Consider the following 24323-nt stretch of genomic DNA (forward strand, 5'->3'; position numbering starts at 1 on the left):
ATACTCTACTAAGCCAAAATCAGCTATAATAAACCCTTATTTTTTCAGAAAGGACAAAAGATGTTAGAAGGTATCGTTAGAGAGAGTATCGGTAGAAAAGCAGCTAAAGCTTTAAAAAGAGATGGTTATCTAATCGCAAACATCTATGGTAAAGGATTAGAAAACATCAATGCGGCTTTTAAAATAAATGATTTTATTAAAGAAGTTCGCAAAAAAACAAGCTTAATTTTTGATGTAAAAGTAGGTTCACAAACTTTAAGCGTTGTAGTTGTAGATTATCAAAAAGATCCTGTAACTGCAGAACTTAAGCATGTGGATTTAAAAGTTGCACAAAAAGGCGTGATTTCTAAATACATGGTTCCAGTAAAAATCACAGGAACAGCAATAGGTCTTAAAAATAAAGGTGTTTTAATCCAATCAAAAAGAAGACTAAAAGTAAAATGTGCGGCTGAAAATTTACCAGACTTTTTTGAGCTTGATGTAAGTAAGCTTGATGTAGGCGATGCTTTGCTTGTTAGAGATATAGTAGTTCCTGCGGGTGTTACTATGGTAGATGCGGATAGAGTTGCAGTTGTTGGCGTAGAAAAAGCTAGATGATTTTAGTCGTAGGGCTTGGCAATATAGGCAAAGAGTATGAAGATACTCGCCATAATGTGGGCTTTATGTTAATTGATTTGCTTTTAAAAGAGAGCAATTTTACAAATCTTAGTAATTCTAAATTTAAAGGAGAACTTTTTAAAATAGGTTCTTCCTTGCTTCTTCTTAAACCTAGTACTTATATGAATAATTCAGGACTTAGTGTCAAAGCCGTAAATGATTTTTATAAATGTGAAAGAATTATAGTTATACATGATGATATTGATATTAACTTAGGGGCTTTGCGTTTTAAGAAAGGCGGTTCAAGTGGTGGACATAATGGACTTAAAAGCATTGATAGTTTATGTGGAAGCGATTATGAAAGAGTGCGCATAGGGGTAGGAAAAGGAGAAAATGTAATTTCTCATGTTTTAGGTAGATTTAAAACTGATGAAGAAGTAATTTTAAGCAAGGTTTTAGAGCAGTCCAAAAAAGCCTTACTTGAGCTTATTAGCAGCGGTGATTTAACTGCTGTATCATCAAAATATAGCCTAAAGAGTTGAGTATGAGTGTATTTTTTCGTTTTATCTCAGCTATTTATCTTAAGAGTTTTTTTATTATATTTTTTTCTTTGGTTTTATTTTTTGTTGGCGTAGATTTACTTTTGAATTTTAAAAATTTGCCAGATTCTGCTAATCTGGATATCTTATATGTTATTTTTTTATCTTTTTCTGCGATGAGCTATATTTTGCCCGTGTCTTTGGTTTTTGCTTTAATCATGTCTTTAATTTCCATGATACGCAGCAATGAATTAGTTAGTCTTTATGCTTTGGGTTTGAGCAAAAATCATGTGATTTTATATCCTTTTTTATGGGCTTTGTTTTTTTGTCTTGTTTATGTGGGTTTAAATTCCACGCCTTTTGCGTATGCTGAAAATTATAAGGGAAATATTTTAAATAACGCAGTTTTAGCAAATCAAAGTGATAATATTTTTTTAAAATACAATGAACAATTTATTTATATTTCAAAGCTTGATCCCTTGCAAAACAAAGTGATGGAGATGAAAATTTTTGATATTAAAGATTTAAAACTCACTCAAGTTTCTGAAATTTCAAGTGCTTTTTTTGATAGAGACCATTGGGTTTTTGATAATGTTAAAGAGATTTATTTGCCGCAAGATTTTAACCTAAGCAAAGAAGGGTTGAAATTGGCGGAATATGATAAAACGCAAGCTTTATATGGTTTTAAACCAAGAATTATCGAAGGAGCTGCTAGCGTGAATTCAAATTCGATTATTGATGCTATTGAAGGAATTAGAATTTTTTCTCAACAAGGTATTAATACCAATGCTTTAAAAACTGAACTTTATATCCTTATTTTTGCTCCTTTTTTTGCTCCTTTTTTGATGCTAATAATGTATTATTTTTTTCCAGCAATAGGGCGATTTTTTAATTTAGCTTTTATTGGTTTTGTGTTTCTAATTGTTACGCTTGTAGTATGGGGAGTTTTATTTTTATTTTTAAGACTTAGTGAAAATGGTGTTTTGATACCAGAATTGGGTATTATTTTCCCAGTTTTATGCTTGTCTTTGGCGGCTTTGTTTTTATTTTTTAAACACAGATGATAAAGGAAAACTAAATATGGATTACGAAAGATTAAGAAAAGATTTTCAAACGCCTTTTTATATATATGATTTTGATGCTATTAAGCAAAAATTTCTTTCGTTAAAAGAGGCATTTAAGGCAAGAAAATCACAAATTTTTTATGCTGTAAAAGCCAATTCAAATTTAAGTCTTTTACAAATGTTAGCAAGACTTGATAGCGGCTTTGACTGCGTCAGTATCGGGGAAGTAAAACGCGCTTTAAGGGCTGGAGCTAAAAATTATAAAATCATTTTTAGTGGAGTAGGCAAGACTAAAGAAGAGTTAAAACTTGCTTTAGAATATGATATTTTGTATATCAATCTTGAAAGTGAAGCTGAAATGATGCTTTTAGAAAGTGTAGCTAGAGAGCTTAATTTAAAAGCAAGAATCAGTATCCGCGTTAATCCAAATGTCGATGCAAAAACTCATCCTTACATTTCCACAGGACTTAATGAAAACAAATTTGGCGTAGAAATTGAAACTGCTAGAAAAATGTATTTATATGCCAAAAATTCTTCTTTTTTGGAGCCGGTTGGCGTGCATTTTCATATTGGATCGCAGCTTTTAGATATTTCTCCTATTCATGAAGCTGCGGGCATTGTTGCAAAGCTAGTAAGAGAATTAAAAGCTCTAAAAATTGAGCTTAAATTTTTTGATATAGGCGGAGGTTTAGGCGTTGGTTATGAAGGAGAAAAAGAACCTGATTTATACGCTTATGCACAAGGAATTTTAGAAAATTTAAGCGGGCTTGATCTTACTATTGGAATGGAGCCAGGTCGTTTTTTGGTTGCAAAAAATGGAGAATTAGTTTGTAGCATTTTGTATGAGAAAAATAACAATCATAAAAGATTTATTGTTGTAGATGCTGCGATGAATGATTTAATTCGTCCGAGTTTATATGAGGCTTATCATGAAATTTTGTTGCCTTTTAGCGAAGGTGAAAAAAGTTTGTGCGATGTTGTAGGGGGAATTTGCGAAAGTGGTGACTTTTTTGCTAAAGATCGTCTTTTGCCTCAAAGTCAAAATGGAGATATAATGATTATTAAAAACGCAGGCGCTTATGGTTTTAGTATGAGTAGTAATTATAATACAAGAAATCGTGCATGCGAACTTGCAGTTGAAGATAGCGAGATTAGACTTATTCGTCAAAGAGAGAGTTTTGAAGATCAAATTGCTTTGGAAGTTAAATTTTTAAAGGCTTGAAATGTTTTTTTTAGATGTGCAAGGGACTTTGATTTCTGATGCTGATAAATCTTTGATTTGTGGAGCGAAAGATTTAATTGATTTTTTAAATGAGCGAAATTTGCCTTATGTTATCATTACAAACAATACAAAAAAACTTAATTTTTTAGAAAATTTAAGACAAAAAGGCTTAGCTATTAAAGAAAATGCTTATATTGATCCTTTTTGTGTTCTGCAAGATTATTTAAAACCTTGTAAAATTGCTGCTTTTGGAGCAGGTGAGTTTTTACAAAGCGTAGAAAAACTCGGTTTTGAACTTGATTTTAAAAACCCACAAGCCGTGCTTGTAGCGAGTTACGATAATTTTAAATTTAAAGATTTTGCCAGCATGATAGAGTTTGCAAAAGATGGGCTGAAAATGATTGCTATGCATGAAACTAGCATTTATAAAAAGGACAATAGGCTTTATCCAGGCGTTGGAAGTATTATGGCTATGCTTAAAAATGCTATAAAATTTGATTATGAAGTTATAGGGAAGCCAAGTTTTGCTTTTTATAATGAGGCTTTAAAGCTTTTAAAAATGCAAAATGAGGGAGCCGAATTTAAAGATATTAAAATCATTAGCGATGATTTTAAGGGAGATTTGTTAAAAGCTAAAGAACTTAAAATGAAAACTTTGCTTGTTTTAAGTGGTAAAATTAGCGATACCAAAGGACTTGATACAAGTTTGCTTGATGGGATTTATCCTAGTGTTTTAGAAATTACAAAGGAGCTAAAATGCCAAATTTAGAGGAATTTAGAGCAAAAATTGATGCAGTGGATGACCAAATTTTAGTTTTGTTAAATGAGAGAATGAATTATGTTAAAACCATAGGAGAAATTAAGCAAAATTCGGGTGGAACCATTTATCGTCCAGAAAGAGAAAGAGCGATTATCAATCGTTTAAAGAATACTAATTTTGGACTTTTGGATCAAAACGCTATTGAAGCTATTTATCAAGAAATTTTTGCTGTATCAAGAAATTTAGAAATGCCTCAAAGTGTGGCGTATTTTGGACCTGAAGGAACTTATACTCATCAAGCTGCAAGAAGTCGTTTTGGGGCTATGAGTCGTTATATCCCTTTAGCAACCATTGAAGATGTGTTTAAAGAATTAATACATAAAGAGGCAAAATACGGTGTTGTGCCTATAGAAAATAACACTGAAGGTGCAGTAGGCGTTACGCTTGATTGTTTAGGAAAATATCAAGAACTTAAAATTTTTGGCGAAATTTATATGGATATTCATCATTCTTTTGTGAGTTTAAATGAAAATTTAAAAGATATACAAAGGATTTATTCTCATCCACAAGGTTACAATCAATGCCGTAAATTTTTAGAAAGCCATGGTTTAAATTTAGTCGAATTTGTACCTTCAAAATCTACAGCTAATGCTGCTTATTTAGCTTCGCAAGATAGATATTCAGCAGCGATTTGTTCCAAAATAGCAGCCAAGCTTTATAATGTGCCAATTTTATTTGATACTATAGAAGATAATTTAGCAAATCGCACGAGATTTTTGATTTTAAGTGATATTAAAAACCCTAAAATGGATAATTGTAAAACTTCCATTCTGGCACATACGGCACATAAACCAGGAGGGCTTAGTGATTTATTGTATGAATTTAAAAGAGAAAATATCAATCTTACTAAGCTTGAATCGCGTCCTGTTAAAGCTAAGGAATTTTTACATAGCTTTTATATAGATTTTGAAGGACACATTGATGATGAAAATGTCCAAAGGGCTTTGAAGCAAGCTGATGAAATTGTTTGGTTGGGATCGTATCTATCTGGAGAAAAAAATGAAATTTAATGAATTTTTAGATAATTTAAGCACTTATGAACCAGGCAAAGATATAGAAGTGGTTGCTAAGGAATATGGCGTAAAAGAAATTATCAAATTAGCCAGTAATGAAAATCCTTTTGGTGCTCCACCAAAGGCTATTAAAGCCTTAGAAGAAAATGCTTTTAAAGCTAATCTTTATCCTGATGATAGTATGGTAGAACTTAAAAGCAAATTAGCACAAAAATACAGCGTTTTAAATGAAAATATCATCATTGGTGCGGGTAGCGATCAAGTTATAGAATTTGCAATCCATTCTAAGCTAAATTCTAAAAATGCTTTTTTGCAAGCCGGAGTGACTTTTGCGATGTATGAAATTTATGCTAAACAATGCGGTTCAAAATGCTATAAAACGCAAAGTATAACACATGATTTAGACGAGTTTAAAGCACTCTATGAAAGTCATAGAGATGAAATTAAAATTATTTTTTTATGTCTGCCAAATAATCCTTTGGGCGAGTGTTTAGATAAGGATTTAGTGCTTGAATTTATAAGGGGTGTTGATAAGGATTGTTTAATTATAATTGACGCAGCTTATAATGAATTTGCATCTTTTAAAGATAGCAAAAAGCGCTTAGAGCCAAAAGACTTGATAAAGAGTTATGAAAATGTGCTTTATTTGGGGACTTTTTCTAAGCTTTATGGGCTTGGTGGGTTACGCATTGGTTATGGTATAGCAAGCAAAGAAATTATTAGTGCATTTTACAAACTTCGTGCACCTTTTAATGTGAGTAATTTAGCTCTAAAAGCAGCAGTTGCAGCGTTAGATGATGATGAATTTAGTAAAAAAACCTTAGAAAATAATTTTTATCAAATGGAGCTTTTTAAGGATTTTGCTAAAAAATATAATATTAAATTTATTGAAAGTTATACCAATTTCATCACTTATTTTTTTGATGAGAAAAATAGCAGTGCTTTGTGTGAAGAATTGCTTAAAAAAGGTATTATTGTAAGAAATTTAAAAAGCTATGGTTTAAATGCGATTAGAATTACTATTGGGACACCTTATCAAAATGAAAGATTTTTTGTGGAGTTTGGTGGAATCTACAGCATGGTTTAAAATAAAATTTAATGTTTTTAAAAAGATTTTTAGCTTGTTTTATCGTATTTTTAAGCTTAAGTTCTTTTGCTAAAGACATAGAAGAAAAAGAACTTAAAGCAAAACTTGAAAAGGCTTTAGATTTTGCTGATGTTGTGGTCAAGACAGAACTTTTACTCAACCATAAAAAATCGTGCGTTTAGCAGTTGGGAGTATATATCTTAAAAAAACGCCTAGAGAGCTTACGGATTTGGATTTAAAAGAAATAGAAAAATAGCTAAAATAACAATGAATTTTCAAAAAAACGATGAGCTTTTAATCTATAATCTTTTTGAAATAAGTCAAAGCACCTTTTTTTCAAAAACGCTTTGATGAACTTTTAGGACAAAATAATTTTACAAACGCATATAGCAGTGTTAAAATCATTGATGATTATTTTTGTCCGCCTAATACTATTTGCGATATATCACCTATGCTTGCGAGATATTGGCTTTTTATGAAAGGGCAATATTGTATTAAAATTTATAGCCCTTATGTTTTAAATGAAAATCAAAAAAATCAAATTAAAACTTTGATAAAAATAGAACTTTTGGAGTGGTTTGGTGATGAAAATACTACCGAGCTTAAGTCTGTTGAATTTAAATTCGAAAAATTAAATTTTTAGTATTTTAAATCATTTTTGTATTTGGTTTTGAAAACGAACAAAGACAATATAAGCTTAAGATAAATTTCAAATGTATCAAAGTTATACAAAGTTACATAATTTTTATGTAAAAATTATTAAAAATTATGTTAAAATTGAGCAAACTATAGGGATGAGGATTAATGGATTTTAAAAATATGTTGCATCAAATTGGGCAACTTTATCAAAATTTAACTCGCAAGCAACGCATTGTTATTGCAGCAGCTATCGTGCTTGTTGTCGGTTTTTTAGTATTTTTAACTCTTTATCGTGGAAGTTCTAGCGGGACAAATAATTATGCGGTTTTAGTGGAAAATGTCAATCCTAGTTCTTCAGCTTTAATTGTTGCACAGCTTGAAAAAAACGGAGTGCCTTATCAGCTTAAAGATGAAACTACAATTTTAGTACCAAAAGATCAAGTTTATAGACAAAGAATGATGGTGGCTTCAGAGGGCTTGCTAAAAGACAGTCGTATGGGCTTTGAAGGCTTTGATCAGCAGCAATTTGGGGCTACAGATGAAGAACAAAGAATTAAATATCAAAGGGCAATACAAGGCGAACTTTCAAGGACTATTGAAACTTTAGAGCCTATAAGACAAGCAACGGTAAACATAGCTTTTCCTAAGGAGAGTGTATTTACTCAAAGACAAACCCCGCCTACTGCTTCTGTAGTGTTGAATATTAAAGAAGGCTTAAAGCTCACTAGAAAACAAATTGATGGGATAAAAAATATCATTGCAGCAGCCATTCCAAAAATGACAACTCAAAATGTAAAAATCACCGATCAAAATGGTGTGCCTCTAGATGAGCAAGAAGCTTATGATATTGATATCATTGCAGCGCAAATTAAATACAAAAGAGATCACGAGCAAGAATTGGAGCAAAAAATCGTTAATACCCTTGCTCCTTTTGCTGGCGGTGTTGATAAAGTTGTGGCTAATGTAAATATTGATTTTGATTTTTCTAAAAAAGAATCACAAAGCGAAATTTATGATCCAAATCCAATCATTCGTAGCGAACAAACCTTAAATGAAGAAAAACAAGGCAGACAAGATCCTCAAATTCAAGGTGTTCCAGGTGCGGTTTCTAATATAGGACCTGTGGAAGGGCTAGATCCCAATAATAAGCTTGAAATTTATAAAAAAAATCAAGTAACAACCAATAACGAGCTTTCAAAAACCATCACTAGCACAAAAAAAGAATTTGCTACTATAGTGAGAACTTCAGCTGCTGTTGTGATTGATGGAAAATATAAAGAAATTACCGATGAAAATGGCGATACAAAACTTGAATATGCCCCGCTTAGTGATAATGAAATGCAAAATATCAAGAATTTAGTTCAAAGTGCTATCAATTATAATGCTGCAAGAGGGGATGAAGTTACAGTAAGTAACTTAGAATTCCAAAAAACTACAGTCAAAGTGGAAAGTAAGGTTAAGACTTTTTATGCAAGATTTATCGAGCCTATTATCCCTCCTGTAAGATATATTATTGCTGCGATTTTGCTTTTTATTTTTTACAAAAAAGTTATTGCTCCATTTACACAAAAAATGCTGCAAGATGTTAATTTGCAAGAAGAAGTTATGCAAGGTGATAGTGTAGTGCTTGATGATGCTGAAGATGCTTTGGAGAAATTTAATGCCGCAAGGAAAAAGGTTGAAGAACAGCTTGGTCTTGGTGAAAGTATTAATGAAGATGAATTGCAATACGAAGTTTTACTTGAAAAACTTAAAACTATGGTTGGCGATAAAAGCCAAGAAATTGCAAGTTTGCTTCAAGGTTTGATTGAAAATGATGCAGAATTTAGTAGCGAACATAAGGATATTTGATGATCAAGCTTAGTGAAGAACAAAAAATGATTTATGATGATTTATCGATGCCTGAAAAGGTAGCGATATTTCTCATACAACTTGGTGAAGATGCTACAACTTCGGTATTTTCGCATATGGAAATTGATGTAATTACTGAAATTTCTCGCTATATTGCTATGGCTAAAAATGTTGATCGTGCAATAGCCACTGCGGTTTTAGAGGAATTTTATACTCTGCTTCAGTCTAATCAATACATTAAAAGTGGTGGTTTGGAATATGCCAAAGAAATACTTTACCGCACTTTTGGTCCTGAAATTGCAAATAAAATTTTAGAAAAACTTACCAAAAGTATGGAAAATAATCAAAATTTTGCATACTTGGCACAAATCAAGCCTCAGCAGCTTGCAGACTTTATCACAAAAGAACACCCGCAAACCATAGCTTTGATTTTAGCGCATATGGATTCTATTCATGCAGCTGAAACTTTGGAGTATTTTAGTGATGAGTTAAGAGCTGAGGTTGTGATAAGAATGGCAAATCTTGGCGATATTTCTCCTTCTGTGATTAAAAGGGTTTCTGCTGTGCTTGAAAGTAAGCTTGAAAGCCTTACTTCTTATAAGGTTGAAGTGGGAGGCCCAAGAGCGGTGGCTGAAGTGCTTAATCGCTTAGGACAAAAAGCATCTAAATCAACTATTTCTTACATAGAACAAAGCGATGAGCGCTTGGCTGAAACTATTAAAGAACTTATGTTTACTTTTGATGATATTTCTAAACTTAACACCGCGGCAATTAGAGAAATTTTAAAAGTTGCAGATAAGCGTGATTTGATGATAGGCTTAAAAGGCGCAAGTGAGGAATTGAAGCAAAAATTCTTGTCCAATATGTCTAGCCGTGCGAGCGAAGCTTTCCTTGAAGAAATGGGCTTTTTGGGTGCGGTGCGTGTTAAAGATGTTGAAGAGGCACAAAGAAAAGTGGTTGAAGTGGTGCAAAAGCTTGCAGAGCAAGGCTTGGTGCAAACTGGCGAAGCCGATGAGATGATAGAATAGGGTATTAAATGATTAAGCATACGAATGTGATTTCACAAAATAACTCAAATAAACATGTTATTGAAGGTTATCGCTTTAAAGTAATGTCAGAATTTGTAAGCGAGCAAGAAAAGCAGCAAGAAAAACAAAAGATTGAAGAAAACACTCAGCAACAACCTATATTACAACAAGAACAAAATGAGCAAGAAGCACAGCAACAAAATGTCACAGCAAAAGAAGAAAGTGCTTTTGCACCAAGTTTTGTAGAGGATTTGCTTAAAAAAACAGATGAAATGTCAGAAAATATTATAAAGCTTCAAATGCAAATTGAAAGTCAAGAAAGTGAATTTAGCAATCGTTTAAATGCTGAACTTGAAAATGCCAAAGAAAAATTCACAAAAGAAGGCTACGAACAAGCCAAGGCAGAATACGAAAAAGAGCTAAGTGAATTAAAAGATAAGTATCTAAAAAGTGTTGCAAAGCTTAATGAGGCTTGTGTAAATTTAGATGCTTTTGTGCAAAAAAATGAACAAGAATTAGCCGATGCTGCGCTAGATATCGCTAAAGAAGTGATACTTAAAGAACTTGAAGAAAATTCAAGCAAAATTGCCTTTGCATTAGCTAAGGATTTAATCACTGAGCTTAAGGGTGCCAGTGCGATTGAGTTAAAAGTTAATTCAAGTGATTATGAATTTTTAAAAGCACAATTTGAACAAAATTCTCAGATTAAGATCACTTTAGATGATGCGATCAGTAAAGGTAGTGTCATTGTTTTGAGTGATGTGGGAAATATAGAATCAAATTTAAATAATCGTTTGGCTAAAATCAAACAAATGGTTTCGCAATGAGTTTTTCTTTTAAAGATCTTGATCTTAAGGCTATGAGCGTTGAAGACTTGGAGCATTTAGCGCTAAATTTAAGAGAAAGGATCATTGATGTTGTTAGCAAAAATGGCGGACATTTAAGCTCAAATTTGGGCGTTGTAGAGCTTAGCATAGGAATGCATTATGTTTTTGATGCAAAGAAAGATCCTTTTATATTTGATGTATCTCATCAATCTTATCCGCATAAGCTTTTAAGCGGTAAAGAAGATATTTTTCACACTTTGAGGCAATTTAATGGACTCAGCGGCTATACCAAGCCAAATGAGGGAGATTATTTTGTAGCAGGGCATTCTAGCACTTCGATTTCTTTAGCAGTTGGGGCTTGTAAAGCTATAGCTTTAAAAAATGAAGATCGTATTCCTATAGCTTTAATAGGCGATGGGGCTTTAAGTGCGGGAATGGCTTATGAGGCTTTAAATGAATTAGGCGATTCTAAATTTCCTTGTGTGATCATTTTAAATGATAATGAAATGAGTATTTCAAAACCTATTGGAGCGATTTCAAAATACCTTTCTCAAGCGATGGCAACGCAGTTTTACCAAAGATTTAAAAAGCGTGTGGTAAAGATGTTGGATGTATTGCCAGAAGGTGCGACTTATATGGCAAAACGCTTTGAAGAAAGTTTTAAGCTTATTACTCCAGGACTTTTTTTTGAAGAGCTTGGTCTTGAATATATTGGTCCTATTGATGGGCATAATTTAAGTGAAGTGATTTCTGCTTTAAAACAAGCTAAAGCTATGCAAAAACCTTGTGTTATCCACGCACAAACCATCAAAGGCAAAGGTTATGCTTTGGCTGAAGGAAAGCATGCTAAGTGGCATGGAGTAGGGGCATTTGATGTGGATAGTGGAGAAAGTCTTAAAAAGAGTGATGTTAAAAAATCGGCTACAGAGATTTTTTCCAATACTTTGTTCGATTTAGCACAAAAATATGAAAATATAGTTGGCGTAACTGCTGCAATGCCTAGTGGAACAGGACTTGAAAAGCTTATTGAAACTTATCCTAATCGTTTTTGGGATGTAGCTATTGCAGAACAACACGCGGTTACTTCTATGGCTGCTATGGCAAAAGAGGGCTTTAAACCTTTTATTGCTATTTATAGTACTTTTTTACAGCGCGCTTATGATCAAGTTGTACATGATTGTGCTATCATGAATTTAAATGTTGTTTTTGCTATGGATAGAGCAGGGATAGTAGGTGAAGATGGGGAGACGCATCAAGGGGTTTTTGATGTGAGTTTTTTAGCTCCTTTGCCAAATTTGACTTTACTTGCTCCAAGAGATGAAGCTATGATGCAAGAGATTATGGAGTATGCATATTTTCATGAAGGTCCTATCGCTTTTCGTTATCCTAGGGGAAGTTTTATTTTAGATGATGAATTTCATCCTTGTAAGATAGAATTTGCCAAAGCACAGTGGCTTGTAAAAAATGGAAGTAAAGTTGCATTTTTAGGCTATGGACAAGGCGTGGGCAAGGCATGGCAGGTTTTAGAAAAATTGCAAAATGATGGAAAAAATGCTAACTTGATTGATTTAATTTTTGCTAAGCCTTTAGATGAGACACTTTTAAAAGTGCTAGCTAAAATTTCTCAAATTTGGTTTGTATTTAGCGAAAATGCAAAAATTGGTGGCGTGGGGAGTTTATTGCAAAATTTTGTACAAACTAATGATTTAAATATAAAAATTGTTTCTTTTGAATACGAAGATAAATTTATAGAGCATGGTAAAACTAGTGAAGTAGAAAAGTCTTTAGAACTTGATGTTCAAAGTTTGCTTAATAAGGTTAAAACCTATTTTTAAATAATAATTTGTATTGATTATTATAAATATTTAATAAATATTTTAAAAATTTATTTTATAAATATCTATAATCTTTTATTATTTAATAAAAAATATTATTTAATATAAACTTTTTTTAATCTTTTTTTTTATATTATAGCGAGTTATTTAAGAATAAGGTGAATATTATGGAATTTCTTCAAATTTTAAAAAAATATGATTTAAAAGCAACGCCACAAAGACTTTGTATTTTAAATATTCTAAAGCGTCATGAGCATCCAAGCATTGATGAATTATATGCTGATATTAAAAAAGATTATCCTACCATTTCTTTAGCGACTGTTTATAAAAATTTAAATACCTTGCAAGAAAATGGCTTGGTGGTTGAAATCAATGCAGGAAACAGAAAAACTTGTTATGATATTTACGAAGAAAAACACATTCATGTTGTTTGTTCAAATTGCGGTAATATCGAAGATTTACATTTTGAAGATGCGAAATTAAACGAGTATCAAGAGCATTTAGAACGCAAGCTTTCAAATTTGATCGAGCATTTAAGCGTTTGTGCTTATGTTAAAACTTGTTCTAAATGTAAAAAATAATGCTTTTAGGGCGTGCTCAAATTTCTTTTAATGAAAAACAAGCTTTTATAAAAATGCCTTATTTTTACAAGGCTTATAAATTTCAACATTTTATTTACAATGCTTCTTATTTTTATGATGATTTTTTTGAATATTTTCAAAATTTATCCTCATTTTACTTGCGTAGCATTGTTTTTTCAAAAGATAAATTCATTAAGCAGTTAAAAGGCAAATACGCTTTGGAATTTTATTATTCTTTTTATAGAATTTATGAATTTTTTTATTGTTTTTTCGATATTTTTGATGAAAAAATTCAAGAATTTTTTACAGAATTAAAGCATAAATTTTTACAATGTCAAAGAATGATTTTTCAAAATCAAGATCTTTATAAATCTCATTTTTTCTCTCAAAAATTACTCAGTTTTTTAAATTCGCAAGATTTTTATCTTTTTTTAGTTAATCTTGAATTTTTCATTCATCATGCTTTTTTATTTCAAGCAAAAAGTGTTTTGAATTATCAAAAAAAGCTTTTTTGTTATCTTAAAGAAAGTATTGATAAATTTTTAACTTTTATGGATGATTTTAAACATAAAAAATTGTTTGAAATTTATTATAGAATTTGTATTTTATTTGAAATTTTAAACCCTTTTTTTGATACAAAATTGATAAAAAAAATCAATAAATATTTTTTCATTCAAGAAGAAGAGGTAATACTTAGAAAAATTTCAAGTAAAAAAGATAAAATTATTTCTTTATTACAAGAAGTGCGAAAACTCAACTAAGGTCAAAAATGCAAAAACAAGAAAAAATCATAGAAATGTTTGATGAAATAGCGCCAACTTATGATAAAGCCAATAGAATTTTAAGTTTTGGCGTGGATGTGAGCTGGCGTAAAAAAGCTTGTGCTTATGTGCTTAAAACTCATCCTAAAAATGAGCTTGATATCGTAGATGTAGCCTGTGGAACAGGCGATATGATAGGCATTTGGCAGATGCAAGCAAAAAAAATGACCAAAAAAATTTTATCCATTAAAGGCATTGACCCAAGTCGTGGTATGCTCGAAGTTGCAAAGAAAAAATTTCAAGGCGTAGAGTTTATACAATCAGGAGCGCAAAGTTTGCCTTTAGAAAGCGATAGTGCTGATATTATTAGCATTAGTTATGGCATTAGAAATGTTGTGCAAAGACAAGAGGCTTTGAATGAATTTGCTAGGGTTTTAAAAAAGGGTGGAAATTTGGTGGTTTTGGAATTTACTAAACGCGATAAAGGAGGTTTTGTAGCATTTTTTAGGGATTTTTATTTGAGTAAAATTCTGCCCTTTTTAGGCGCTCTTGTGAGTAAAAATAAAAGCGCTTATGAATATCTGCCAAATTCTATAGAGGGTTTTTTAAGTAAGGAAGAATTCATAGCAGAATTAGAAAAATCGGGTTTTAAAATGCAATATTTTCAAAGCTTTAGCTTCGGTGTGAGTTCTTTATTTGTAGCGCAAAAACAATGACAGTTAGCGAGCTTAATTTAAAGGCGAAAACCCTTTTAGAAACCCATTTTGAAGATATTATTTTAAAGGGTGAAATTTCAAAAATCACCATACACGGTTCAGGACATTGGTATTTTGAGCTTAAAGATGAGAGATCAAGTATAGCTTGTGCGATGTTTATGGGGAATAATTTAAAAGTAGATTTTAAGCCAAGTGTGGGAGATTTTTTAGAGCTTAGTGGAAATTTGAGTTTGTATACCCAGAGTGGGCGTTATCAATTCATCGCTAAGAGTATGCAAAAAGCAGGTTTTGGAGATTTAGAGGCTAAATTTTTGGCCTTAAAAGATAAGCTTGAAAAAGAGGGTTTATTTAATCCAATTCATAAAAAATCTTTGCCTAAATTTCCTTTGAAAATTGGTATTATCACTTCGCAAACTTCAGCAGCTTTACAAGATATGTTAAAACTTATCAAACACAAAGAGTATTTTTTGGCTAAAATTTATATCTTTAACGCCCTTACGCAAGGACTAGCAGCACCAAATTCTTTAATAGAAGCTTTAAATAAAGCTGATAGTATGAAGCTTGATGTGCTTATTTTAGCAAGAGGCGGTGGAAGTAGAGAGGATCTTTTTTGTTTTAATGATGAAAACTTAGCAAGGGAAATTTTCAAGGTTAAAACCCCTGTCATTTCAGCTATCGGTCATGAGATTGATTATGTCATTAGTGATTTTGTATCCGATTTTAGAGCGCCAACTCCAAGTGCAGCCATTGATATTTTACTTCCGGCAAAACAAGACTTAGAGCAAGGTTTGGATATTTTAGAAGAAAGATTTAAAAATGTGTTTTTGGGTAAAATAATGCAATTAGAGCAAAATTTAAATTCTTTATTTAAGCTTTTTCAAAGCCATTCTTTGAGTAAAATTATCACACATAAAATCAAGCAGCTTGAGTTATTAAAAATTCAACTTGATCTAGCTTTAAAAAATAAAATTCAATATTGTGAGTTGAATTTAAATAATTTTCATCAAGCTTTTATGCAGCATGAAAGCTTTTTTAAAAAAAGTAAGGATTTAGTCAGCATTGAAAGAAATGGTAAAAAAATTCATTTAAATCAATTAAAAAGCGGCGATACTATAACGCTTTATTCGCAAGATTGTCAAAAAGATGCAACTATTATTTAAGGAGAGATTATGAGAAAAATCAATTTTAGTGCAGGGCCTTCAACTTTACCTTTGGAAATTTTGCAAAAGGCACAAAATGAGCTTGTGGATTATGAGGGTAAGGGTTATTCTATTATGGAGATTAGTCATAGGACTAAAATTTTTGAAGAAGTGCATTTTGGCGCTATGCAAAAAGCAAAAGAACTTTATGGCTTGGGTGATGATTATGAGGTTTTGTTTTTACAAGGTGGGGCAAGTTTGCAATTTGCTATGATTCCTATGAATTTAAATTTAGGCGGAGTTTGTGAATATGCCAATACAGGAATTTGGACCAAAAAAGCTATTAAAGAAGCTGAGATTTTAGACATTAATGTTAAAGTGGTTGCAAGTAGTGAGGATAAAAATTTCAGTTATATTCCTGAAGTGAAATTTAGTGATAATGCTGATTATGCTTATATTTGTTCAAATAATACAATTTATGGCACTCAGTATAAAGAGTATCCAAAAACAAAAACTCCATTAATTGTCGATGCTTCAAGTGATTTTTTCTCAAGAAAAGTAGATTTTTCTAATATTGCGATTTTTTATGGTGGAGTGCAAAAAAATGCTGGAATTTCTGGTCTTAGTTGTGTATTTATCCGCAAAGATATGCTAGAAAGAAGTCAAAGTAAAAATATCCCTAGTATGTTAAAATTCAGCGTTCATGCGGAAAATCAGTCTTTATTTAATACCCCGCCAACTTTTGCAATTTATATGTTTAATCTTGAAATGGCGTGGCTTTTAAATCAAGGTGGACTTGATAAGATCAATGAAAAAAATACTCAAAAAGCCAAGCTTTTATATGATACTATTGATAGTAGTGAAGGTTTTTATAAGGGTCATGCTAAGTCAGATAGCCGTTCTTTGATGAATGTGAGTTTTAATATAAGTAAAAGTTCTGATCTTGAGCCAATTTTTGTTAAAGAAGCCGAGGAAGCGGGTATGATAGGCTTAAAAGGACATAGGCTTTTAGGTGGAATTCGTGCAAGTATTTATAATGCCATTACTTTAGATCAAGTAAAAACTTTATGTGAATTTATGAAAGAATTTGCCAAAAAGCACGCTTAAAAATTTTAATTTTCCTTTGGTTAAAAATCAAAGGAAAATCAGTCTAATTTCTTTCTTTGATAAAATTTTCTTAATTTACTATCAAGCCTAAAGCAAGCTTTAAATAAAGCAGGCACAACAAGCAAAGTAAGTATAGTCGAGCTAATAAGTCCTGAAATTACCGCAATAGCCATAGGTGAATTGGCTTCATATCCTGCGCCCTTTGAGAAAGCCAAAGGTAGCATAGCAAAAATCATTGCAAAAGTTGTCATCAAAATTGCTCTAAGTCTTGATTTTCCTGCATAAATCAAAGCTGCATCCCCGTCATTTCCTTCAAGGCATTTTTTATTGGCTAAATCTACAAGCAAAATCGCATTTTTACCCACCATACCAAAAAGTAAAATAATGGCAACTAAAACAAATAAAGAAAAATTATTTCCGCTTAAAAAAAGTCCCACGCAAGTCCCAGCAAATGCTAAAGGCATAGTAATCATAATGACTAGAGGTAAAATCAAGCTTTCATAAAGTGCAGCTAAGACCAGATAAATTAAAATAACTCCTAAAATAATAGAAAAAACAAAGCCTTGCACCGTTTCATCTAAAAGGTTGATAAAACCTGAAAAAGCATAGTTTAAATTCTTACCCACGCTTAAAAGTTCTTTAGAGTGCGAAATAAGCAAATTTTGCACCTCGCTTAAAGAAATGCCATTAACTCCAGCACTAATTTTTACGCTACGGTTTTTGTTATAACGATTGATTGACTTGATATTTTGCTTATAGATAATATCTACAACGCTGATAAGATCTAAAATTTGACCTTGATTGTTTTTGATTTTTATCCTTTTAAGCGAGTCTAAATTTTGCTTGTAATTTTTATCAAAACTGATAACAATATCATTTTTTGTATTGCCATTATCCATACTTCCTACATTTAATCCAGCAAAAGAGTGTGCCAAAACCATAGCAAGATATTGTGGATTTACATCGAGTTTTTTAGCTTTTTCTTTATTAAGATAAATGCCAATTTCATTTTTTTGTGCCCCTAGATTATCATCAATATCAACAATATTTTCATTGCTTTTTAAGAGTTCTTTTGTTTTTTGGGCTGCTTGTTTGATATCGTTTAGATCTTCTCCTAAGATTAAAAATTGCACTGGATATTCTATGCCTGCACCTTCTATTTTTGGAATTTCAAGAACTTTGATTTTTAAGTCCGAATTTTGTAGATTCTCTCTATAAGCTGCTACAATTTCACTTTGCCTTTGTTTTCTTTTTTCCAATGCTTTTAATTTTACATAAATTTTTGCCTTTGTAGAATCCTTTGCATCATCATAAGCTACAAGCAAATATGCGTAATCAACCTTTTCATCTGCTTTGATCCAAGAAAGAATTTCTAAAGATTTTTCTTGCATGGCTTCTAAGGAAATATCTTCTTTGCTTTCAAGGTGTATTTGAAATTCGCTATCATCTTCCATAGGTAAAAAATCAAGTCCGATTTTAGTAGCCAGAAAAAAACAAAAGGCTATAAAAGCAAAACTACTAAGTATAAATTTGATTTTATTTTTTAAAATTACAAAGAGTAGTTTTTCATAACTTTGTTCTATTTTTTCGAAAATTTTCTCACTCTTTTGATAAAATTTACTCTCTTTGGGGTTAAAAAATCTTGCACTTAAACTTGGTATAAGTAAGATTGACACAAAAAAACTAATGGCTATGCCAGAAGCTACACTAATGCCTAGAGTGTTAAAAAACAAACCAGGAATGGAATTCATATAAGAAATAGGTATGAAAACGCAAAGCAAAACAACACTAATACTCAAAACACTAAAACCTATTTCGCTAATGCCTAAAAACGCAGCTTCAAGCGGTGGGTAGGTTTTGATTTTTTTAGCGATATTTTCAATGACAACGATAGCATCATCGATAAATATTCCTATGCTTAGAGTTAAGGCGATAAAGGTAAGGCGGTTTAAATCATAGCCCAAAAGATCAATGATAAAAAAGGTTGAAATGATAGAAGTTGGTATGGCGATACAAGCGATCAAAGTCGCGCTTAAATTTCGCAAAAACAAAAATACTATCATTACAGTTAAAGCTATACCTATACACATATCGATAATAACTTGAAATAAGTGTTTGTGGATATTTAAACTTTTATCATAAATGATATTAATCTCTAAATCTTCATCGATAATTTGCTCTAAATTTACCAGTGCGTTTTTAACATTAGTGATGAGTTGTAAAGTATTATAATTTGTGATTTTACCTAGTTCTAGCACCACACCTTCTTTGTCTTTGTAAATCGCGCTTTGTTTTTTGTCTTCATAAAGGGGAATGATTTTGGCAACATCTTTTAGAAAAACGCCACTCATTAGTCTTAATTCTTCTAATTCTTTGATTGAATTTGCTTCAAAATAGCCTTTGATTAAAAAAGTATCTTTGGAATTTTCAAGTTCTCCTAAGGCTTGTTTGAAATTTTGATTTTTAATCATTTGTGCCACTTCAAAAGCGTTAAGATGATATTTTTCCAGTAAATTTGGATCTAAAACAATGCGAATTTGTGGCTTTAAAAAAGCAGTATCTTCGATTTTGCCTACGCCAGAAATTCTTTGCAAAAAGGGTTTGATTTTTTCATCAACATTTTGCATAAGTTTCACACTATCATTGCTTTTTGAATGTATAAAAAGACTAATAGCCGCTCCAGCATCTGAAGCGACTTTTTCTACTTTTGCATTGGCGTTTAAGTTTAGAGTCCCAAGTTTATCTCTAACATCATTGGCTGCGATTTCTAAATCTTTATCAAGCTCAAATTCAACCATAGTGATGCTAAAATTATCATAACTTGCTGAATTGATTGTTTTAATGCTATCAATTTCACTTAGAGCATTTTCTATTTCTTTGGTGATTTTTGATTCTATGTAGTTTAAATCCCCATTGGTTTCAACCGTGATTTTAATCAAAGGAATGCTAACATTGGGGAATAAATTCACACTCATACTAAAAGCTGAAATAAGTCCAAAAATCACAAGAGCCAAAAAGAGCATCAATACAGTAATGGGACGGTTTATGGCAAATTTATACATTATTTTTCTTTAATTTGAATTCTACCTTCGCCAAAGAGTCCAGGAGTTAAATTTCTAGCCCTAACTTCGGCGTAAATTTTTCTTGTTTTTGTGTCAATGCTAGGATAAATTAGGCTGATTTTTCCTTGATATTCTTTAGTTTCTTTGTCTATTTTATAAATATAATTTTGCCCAATTTTTACCTTATCTTTGTATTGCTCATCAAAACTAATTAAAAGTTTTACTTCAGGATAGGAAAAGATTTCTAATAAAGGCTGACTTACTCCGCCAACTCCATCTCCAATATCCTTAAATTTTGCACTAATAATGCCATCATATGGAGCTTTAAGTATTTTTTTATCCAATAAATTTTCGTAATATTTAATGTTGATTTTAGTCTTTTGAAGCAAAAGACTTTGTTTTTCATATTCAGCCAAAATATCTTCATAGCTTTGCTTGTCAATCACACTTTGTACTTTTTTAAATTTTTCCAAGCGACTTTTGGCATTATTAAAGGCTACTAAGGCAAGCTCGTGATCGTTTTTGGCGTTTTGTAAGGCTATTTTTTCACTTGTATTGTCTAAAGTGAGTAGAATTTCGCTTTTTTTGACTTTTTGCGCAACATCGACTTTAATTTCTTTAATGATACCTATGCTTTCGATAGCCAGTTTGCTAGAATTTAGAGCTATTACATCAAAACTTGCATAAATTTCTTCTGCATGCAAAGAAAAAACACTCATTAAAAATAAAATAATTTTTTTCATTCTTCTACCTTTGTTTTAATATCAATACCAGCGGTAAAATAATAATTCGCCTTAGCAATTTCAAATTCATTTTTTGCAAATTCTAAATCACTTTGCGCTTTAAATAAGGTTTGCAAAGCCCCAAGGTATTCTATATAGGTGCAAAGTCCGCTACTGTATTTTTGATCTATACTTTCAAATGCAATTTGTGCGGCATTTAAGGCTGAATTTAGTGCCCAAATTTGTTGTTTTAAAACTTTTAAATTTTGATTTAAATAATCAAGCTCTAAAGTATTTTTTCTTTCTAAATAATTTAAATTTAAATTTTGCATTTGTACTTCTAATCTCTTACTTTCTAAATTTTGCTTTCTTGCGCCAAAGTCAAAAAGTTTCCATTCTAGAACAAGCATGATTTGATTACTTTGCCCACTTTCTTCTATTAGCATTTGTGCCATATCTTTATAAGGCCTAGGAATTTTGGGTTCATAATTGTTTTGATAAAGCATAAAATTATTTTGCAAAGAAATTTTAGGAAAATATAAAGATTTTGCGGCATTAACTTGTTCTTGCGAGATACTAATTTGCTCTTTTGCCATGGCAAGTTCTAAATTTTGGCTTTTAATATTTTGTGGTTCTTTGATATTTGCAAAACCTTGTGGGATAAGATCTTTTTTTAAAAGTTGCTTGATTTCTTTTTGAATTTGCAAAAGTTTTAATTCGTTTTGACTTAGTTCCAATAAACTTAAATGATATTTAGCTCTAATACTTTCTAATTCATCTTTTGCGCTTAGTCCCGCCTCGTGAAATTTCTCTAGTCTACTTAAAGTATTTTCAAGATAAAGACTTTGTTGTTTTTTAGCTTGTATGATTTTTTCTAAACTTTGATAATTAAAAAACAACGCACTAGCACTTAATGCAAGATAATTTTTACTCTGTTCTCCTCTTAATTTCGCAAGTTTGCTTTTGTGTTCGAATGTTTTGATATTAGCACTTCTTTCACCGCCATCTAAAAGCAAAAAATTTAAACTAAATTGTGCAAAGAGGCTTTCTTTGGGATCAATGATAAGTCTATCTTTGTGATTGCTGATATAGCCTGAATTTAAACTCAAATTTGGATAATAAGATTTAGTAATTTTTTCTTCTTCTTTACTAGCTTGTAGGCTTTTTAATTCTTCAATTAGATATTGTTCGTTTTGTGTGCTAAGTTCTATAAAATCTTTTAGATTAGAAGCACATAGTAAAACAGGTAGTAAAAAAACTAAAAATTTCATAAATAACTTTCAAAGGCTTTATTTGTTAGTATAGTTTAAAAAGGTTAAAAAAGATTTAAAAAATTTCTAAAATGGCATTTGTCGCCATTTTAGAATCATTTTATAAAGAGAATCTATTGTAAGAGTTTTAAAACATTTTGTTGTACAGCGTTTGCTTGACTCATTGCATAAGATCCGCTTTGTGCCAAGATATTGTATTTAGAGAAATTTGCACTTTCTGCTGCAAAATCCACATCTCTGATGGTTGATTCAGCTGATTTAACATTAACTTGAGTTACTGTAATGTTGTTGATGGTAACTTGAAGTTGATTTTGTACTGAACCAATGTCTGCACGAATTTGATCTAAATTTATTGTCGCAGTTTCTACGATATCCATCACAGCCATAGCACCTTTTAAAGTTGTTACACCTGCGGTTTGCTGGGTGCCGATGTTTTCGATTCTAAGCTCGCCTGATTTTAAACCATCTAAGAATAAACCTGAAGTTCCACCTGTACTAATGGTTGAAACAATTTTTAAATCTTCATTAACATTTACTTTAGAAATTGCAACTGAAAATTTAACAGCTCCGCTATTTACCGCATACATTTTTGAAAAAGAAGCCGCTGAAAAGGCATTATTAAGTGTTGAAAAGCCTGATCCGGCAGAATAAAATCCAGAGTCAAATTTAGAATGTAAAGGTCCTATATCTATAACATTTCCTACCATCGAAACAGCGGTGGTTACAAATGCACTAAAACCACTGCCTGCTGAGTAGAGCAAAGAAGTCATTTTGCTTAAACCTGTTCCTGCTAAAATACTTAAGCCCGATACACCTATTCTTACACTCGCTACACGATCAATTGCATTAAATCCCATAGCATCGGCTACTTCTTGAGAAATTTGTCCTTTAGTGTCTCTTAGTGAAACTGAAGTTTGAGAAATTAAATTTTCATGTTCAAAACCAAAGCCTGTTCCAGAGATAGCTATATCTCTACCATCGTTTTTAACGAGTGAAAGACGGCCGTAGTTTTCTCTCATATTTACAGCTATACCGGTACCTGTCCCCATATCACCAGTGATTTTAATACCTCTACCTTCTCTTGAGGTAAGAATTAATCTCCCATTTTCATCTCTTGCAGCTTCAACGCCCGTAGTGTCTTTTACAGAATTTATTGCATTAACCAATGCACCATTTTCATCACCAGCCATATAAGAAATATCGCCAATAACTACACCATTAATTGCAAAGTCTTTTCCGGTTTTCCCTTCCATAATCGGTGCCCCACCTACAGTTTGCACATTGTAAGTTGCACGAACACCTGTTTTATCAGCCACACGGTTAATCTCTTCAGCCAAAGCTCCAAGTCCTGTTCCAACAGAAGTTGAAATCACTACATCTTGGAATTTAAAGTCTTCTAAACCGTTATAATTTTTAATGGTTAAAGAAGCAACTCCAGAAGTTACGACATTTGTTCCTGTTTCAAATCTTGTTACACCAATCTTGCTTGATTGAGTAGCTCCGATTGAAGCTTTTATGGTTTGATTTGATTGTGCACCAATTTGAAATTCTTGATTGATAAAACCACCACTTAGAAGTTGTTTGCCGTTAAAAGAAGTAGTATTAGCAATGTTATCAAGCTCTTCCATCAAACGATTGATATCAGCTTGAAGCATATTTCTTGTTTTGGTGCTTTGTCCATCTTGTGCTGCTTGAGTTGCTTTAACTTTGATGGTATCTAAGATTTTTAACTGCTCATCCATAGCTTTATCAGCAGTTTGTAAGATACCGATGGCATCATTACCATTGTTAATCGCTTGTCCTAAGGTTGCTGCTTGAGATCTTAAGCTATCTGCGATGGCCATCCCTGATGCATCATCTGCTGCAGAATTAATCCTAAGACCTGAACTAAGTCTTGATAGAGATTTATCAAGCTCTCGTGAGTTGACAGTTGCATTGGCATGAGCATTTAAAGCGCCAATGTTAGTGTTTATTCTAAAACCCATTTTAAATCCTTTCAAAATATTGCTCGTTCTTTTAAAGCAATTTTTGTTCCAAATTTAAAAAGTGTTAAGGATAGTTAAGCAAAATTTATAAGTTTGATTTCTAATCTTTTCCTAAAACAATTTTTTATATAATTTCCAAGCTTTAAGGATAACCGACTGAAGACTTTGAATAAAGTTGAAAGGAGGTTGAGATGATTGAGATTATTGCTTTCGTGATAGTTTTAGTTGTCCTCATTTTAGCAGTTAAACACTAAAATGAGAACTAATAATTAAAAAACTCTTTGTTATTTTAGATTAGCCCTGCTTAGTTTGTCCTTAAAGTCATAAAGTCTTCATAAATAGCAGGGTGAAGACTTCAAAATTTAAATTTCTTTATTTCTTTTCTTTATTTTTATTTCTTTATGCCTTCTTTATTCATTTTATTTCTTTTGAAAAATTCAAATTTCTTTACAAACAT

General features: G+C 31.6%; 22 protein-coding genes. 18 read left to right on the forward strand and 4 right to left on the reverse strand.

Annotated elements, in window-relative coordinates:
- Positions 1-60 precede the first annotated feature (60 nt).
- From ELQ16_RS01045 to serC, 18 genes are all read left to right on the forward strand, one after another.
- Positions 61-597, forward strand: coding sequence for a 50S ribosomal protein L25/general stress protein Ctc (locus ELQ16_RS01045; protein ID WP_134237722.1), 537 nt, complete (start codon positions 61-63; stop codon positions 595-597).
- Positions 594-1139, forward strand: a complete 546-nt coding sequence (gene pth, locus ELQ16_RS01050; RefSeq protein ID WP_134237723.1) for an aminoacyl-tRNA hydrolase — start codon at positions 594-596, stop codon at positions 1137-1139. The genes ELQ16_RS01045 and pth overlap by 4 nt, the downstream gene beginning before the upstream one ends.
- Positions 1140-1141: 2 nt before the next feature.
- Complete coding sequence (locus ELQ16_RS01055; protein ID WP_134237724.1) at positions 1142-2200, forward strand: LptF/LptG family permease; 1059 nt, start codon at positions 1142-1144, stop codon at positions 2198-2200.
- Between the two features lie 16 nt (positions 2201-2216).
- Positions 2217-3422, forward strand: coding sequence for a diaminopimelate decarboxylase (gene lysA / locus ELQ16_RS01060; protein WP_134237725.1), 1206 nt, complete (start codon positions 2217-2219; stop codon positions 3420-3422).
- A gap of 1 nt (position 3423) precedes the next feature.
- Positions 3424-4191 carry an HAD-IIA family hydrolase gene (locus tag ELQ16_RS01065; protein WP_134237726.1) on the forward strand — a complete coding sequence of 256 codons (768 nt, stop codon included), beginning with the start codon at positions 3424-3426 and terminating at the stop codon, positions 4189-4191.
- On the forward strand, positions 4179-5252 hold the full coding sequence (gene pheA, locus ELQ16_RS01070; protein ID WP_134237727.1) for a prephenate dehydratase: 1074 nt from the start codon (positions 4179-4181) through the stop codon (positions 5250-5252). The genes ELQ16_RS01065 and pheA overlap by 13 nt, the downstream gene beginning before the upstream one ends.
- The gene (gene hisC, locus ELQ16_RS01075) at positions 5242-6342 is read left to right on the forward strand and encodes a histidinol-phosphate transaminase (protein WP_134237750.1); all 1101 of its coding nucleotides are present in this window, start codon (positions 5242-5244) and stop codon (positions 6340-6342) included. Before pheA ends, hisC begins: the two co-directional genes overlap by 11 nt.
- A gap of 11 nt (positions 6343-6353) precedes the next feature.
- Complete coding sequence (locus tag ELQ16_RS09910) at positions 6354-6524, forward strand: hypothetical protein (protein WP_166739635.1); 171 nt, start codon at positions 6354-6356, stop codon at positions 6522-6524.
- A gap of 293 nt (positions 6525-6817) precedes the next feature.
- A complete protein-coding gene (locus ELQ16_RS09915; protein WP_166739636.1) occupies positions 6818-6985 on the forward strand; it encodes a hypothetical protein in 168 nt (55 codons plus the stop codon).
- A gap of 161 nt (positions 6986-7146) precedes the next feature.
- Entirely contained in the window at positions 7147-8832 is a 1686-nt protein-coding gene (gene fliF, locus ELQ16_RS01080) for a flagellar basal-body MS-ring/collar protein FliF (RefSeq protein WP_134237728.1), read from the forward strand.
- Positions 8832-9860, forward strand: a complete 1029-nt coding sequence (gene fliG, locus ELQ16_RS01085) for a flagellar motor switch protein FliG (protein WP_134237729.1) — start codon at positions 8832-8834, stop codon at positions 9858-9860. The genes fliF and fliG overlap by 1 nt, the downstream gene beginning before the upstream one ends.
- Positions 9861-9868: 8 nt before the next feature.
- The gene (fliH, locus tag ELQ16_RS01090; protein ID WP_134237730.1) at positions 9869-10687 is read left to right on the forward strand and encodes a flagellar assembly protein FliH; all 819 of its coding nucleotides are present in this window, start codon (positions 9869-9871) and stop codon (positions 10685-10687) included.
- On the forward strand, positions 10684-12522 hold the full coding sequence (dxs, locus tag ELQ16_RS01095; RefSeq protein WP_134237731.1) for a 1-deoxy-D-xylulose-5-phosphate synthase: 1839 nt from the start codon (positions 10684-10686) through the stop codon (positions 12520-12522). Before fliH ends, dxs begins: the two co-directional genes overlap by 4 nt.
- A gap of 167 nt (positions 12523-12689) precedes the next feature.
- Positions 12690-13103 (forward strand): peroxide-responsive transcriptional repressor PerR, encoded by a 414-nt coding sequence (gene perR, locus ELQ16_RS01100; protein ID WP_134237732.1) that lies wholly within the window; start codon positions 12690-12692, stop codon positions 13101-13103.
- Positions 13103-13864, forward strand: a complete 762-nt coding sequence (locus tag ELQ16_RS01105) for a hypothetical protein (protein WP_134237733.1) — start codon at positions 13103-13105, stop codon at positions 13862-13864. The genes perR and ELQ16_RS01105 overlap by 1 nt, the downstream gene beginning before the upstream one ends.
- 8 nt (positions 13865-13872) lie before the next feature.
- Entirely contained in the window at positions 13873-14580 is a 708-nt protein-coding gene (gene ubiE / locus ELQ16_RS01110) for a bifunctional demethylmenaquinone methyltransferase/2-methoxy-6-polyprenyl-1,4-benzoquinol methylase UbiE (RefSeq protein ID WP_134237734.1), read from the forward strand.
- On the forward strand, positions 14577-15740 hold the full coding sequence (gene xseA, locus ELQ16_RS01115; protein ID WP_134237735.1) for an exodeoxyribonuclease VII large subunit: 1164 nt from the start codon (positions 14577-14579) through the stop codon (positions 15738-15740). The genes ubiE and xseA overlap by 4 nt, the downstream gene beginning before the upstream one ends.
- A 9-nt stretch (positions 15741-15749) precedes the next feature.
- Positions 15750-16826: a phosphoserine transaminase gene (gene serC / locus ELQ16_RS01120; protein WP_134237736.1), complete on the forward strand. Its 1077-nt coding sequence runs from the start codon at positions 15750-15752 to the stop codon at positions 16824-16826.
- A gap of 38 nt (positions 16827-16864) precedes the next feature.
- Here the strand turns inward: serC and ELQ16_RS01125 are convergent, their stop codons facing one another.
- The 4 genes from ELQ16_RS01125 to ELQ16_RS01140 all read right to left on the reverse strand — a co-directional run bounded on the left by ELQ16_RS01125 (position 16865) and on the right by ELQ16_RS01140 (position 23866).
- The gene (locus ELQ16_RS01125) at positions 16865-19888 is read right to left on the reverse strand and encodes an efflux RND transporter permease subunit (RefSeq protein WP_134237737.1); all 3024 of its coding nucleotides are present in this window, start codon (positions 19886-19888) and stop codon (positions 16865-16867) included.
- On the reverse strand, positions 19888-20631 hold the full coding sequence (locus ELQ16_RS01130) for an efflux RND transporter periplasmic adaptor subunit (RefSeq protein WP_134237738.1): 744 nt from the start codon (positions 20629-20631) through the stop codon (positions 19888-19890). The genes ELQ16_RS01125 and ELQ16_RS01130 overlap by 1 nt, the downstream gene beginning before the upstream one ends.
- Positions 20628-21881 carry a TolC family protein gene (locus ELQ16_RS01135; RefSeq protein WP_134237739.1) on the reverse strand — a complete coding sequence of 418 codons (1254 nt, stop codon included), beginning with the start codon at positions 21879-21881 and terminating at the stop codon, positions 20628-20630. The genes ELQ16_RS01130 and ELQ16_RS01135 overlap by 4 nt, the downstream gene beginning before the upstream one ends.
- Before the next feature lie 113 nt (positions 21882-21994).
- The gene (locus ELQ16_RS01140) at positions 21995-23866 is read right to left on the reverse strand and encodes a flagellin (RefSeq protein WP_134237740.1); all 1872 of its coding nucleotides are present in this window, start codon (positions 23864-23866) and stop codon (positions 21995-21997) included.
- Positions 23867-24323 lie beyond the last annotated feature (457 nt).

Source organism: Campylobacter sp. US33a (genome assembly GCF_004378855.1).
In the GTDB taxonomy this organism is placed as follows: domain Bacteria; phylum Campylobacterota; class Campylobacteria; order Campylobacterales; family Campylobacteraceae; genus Campylobacter_D.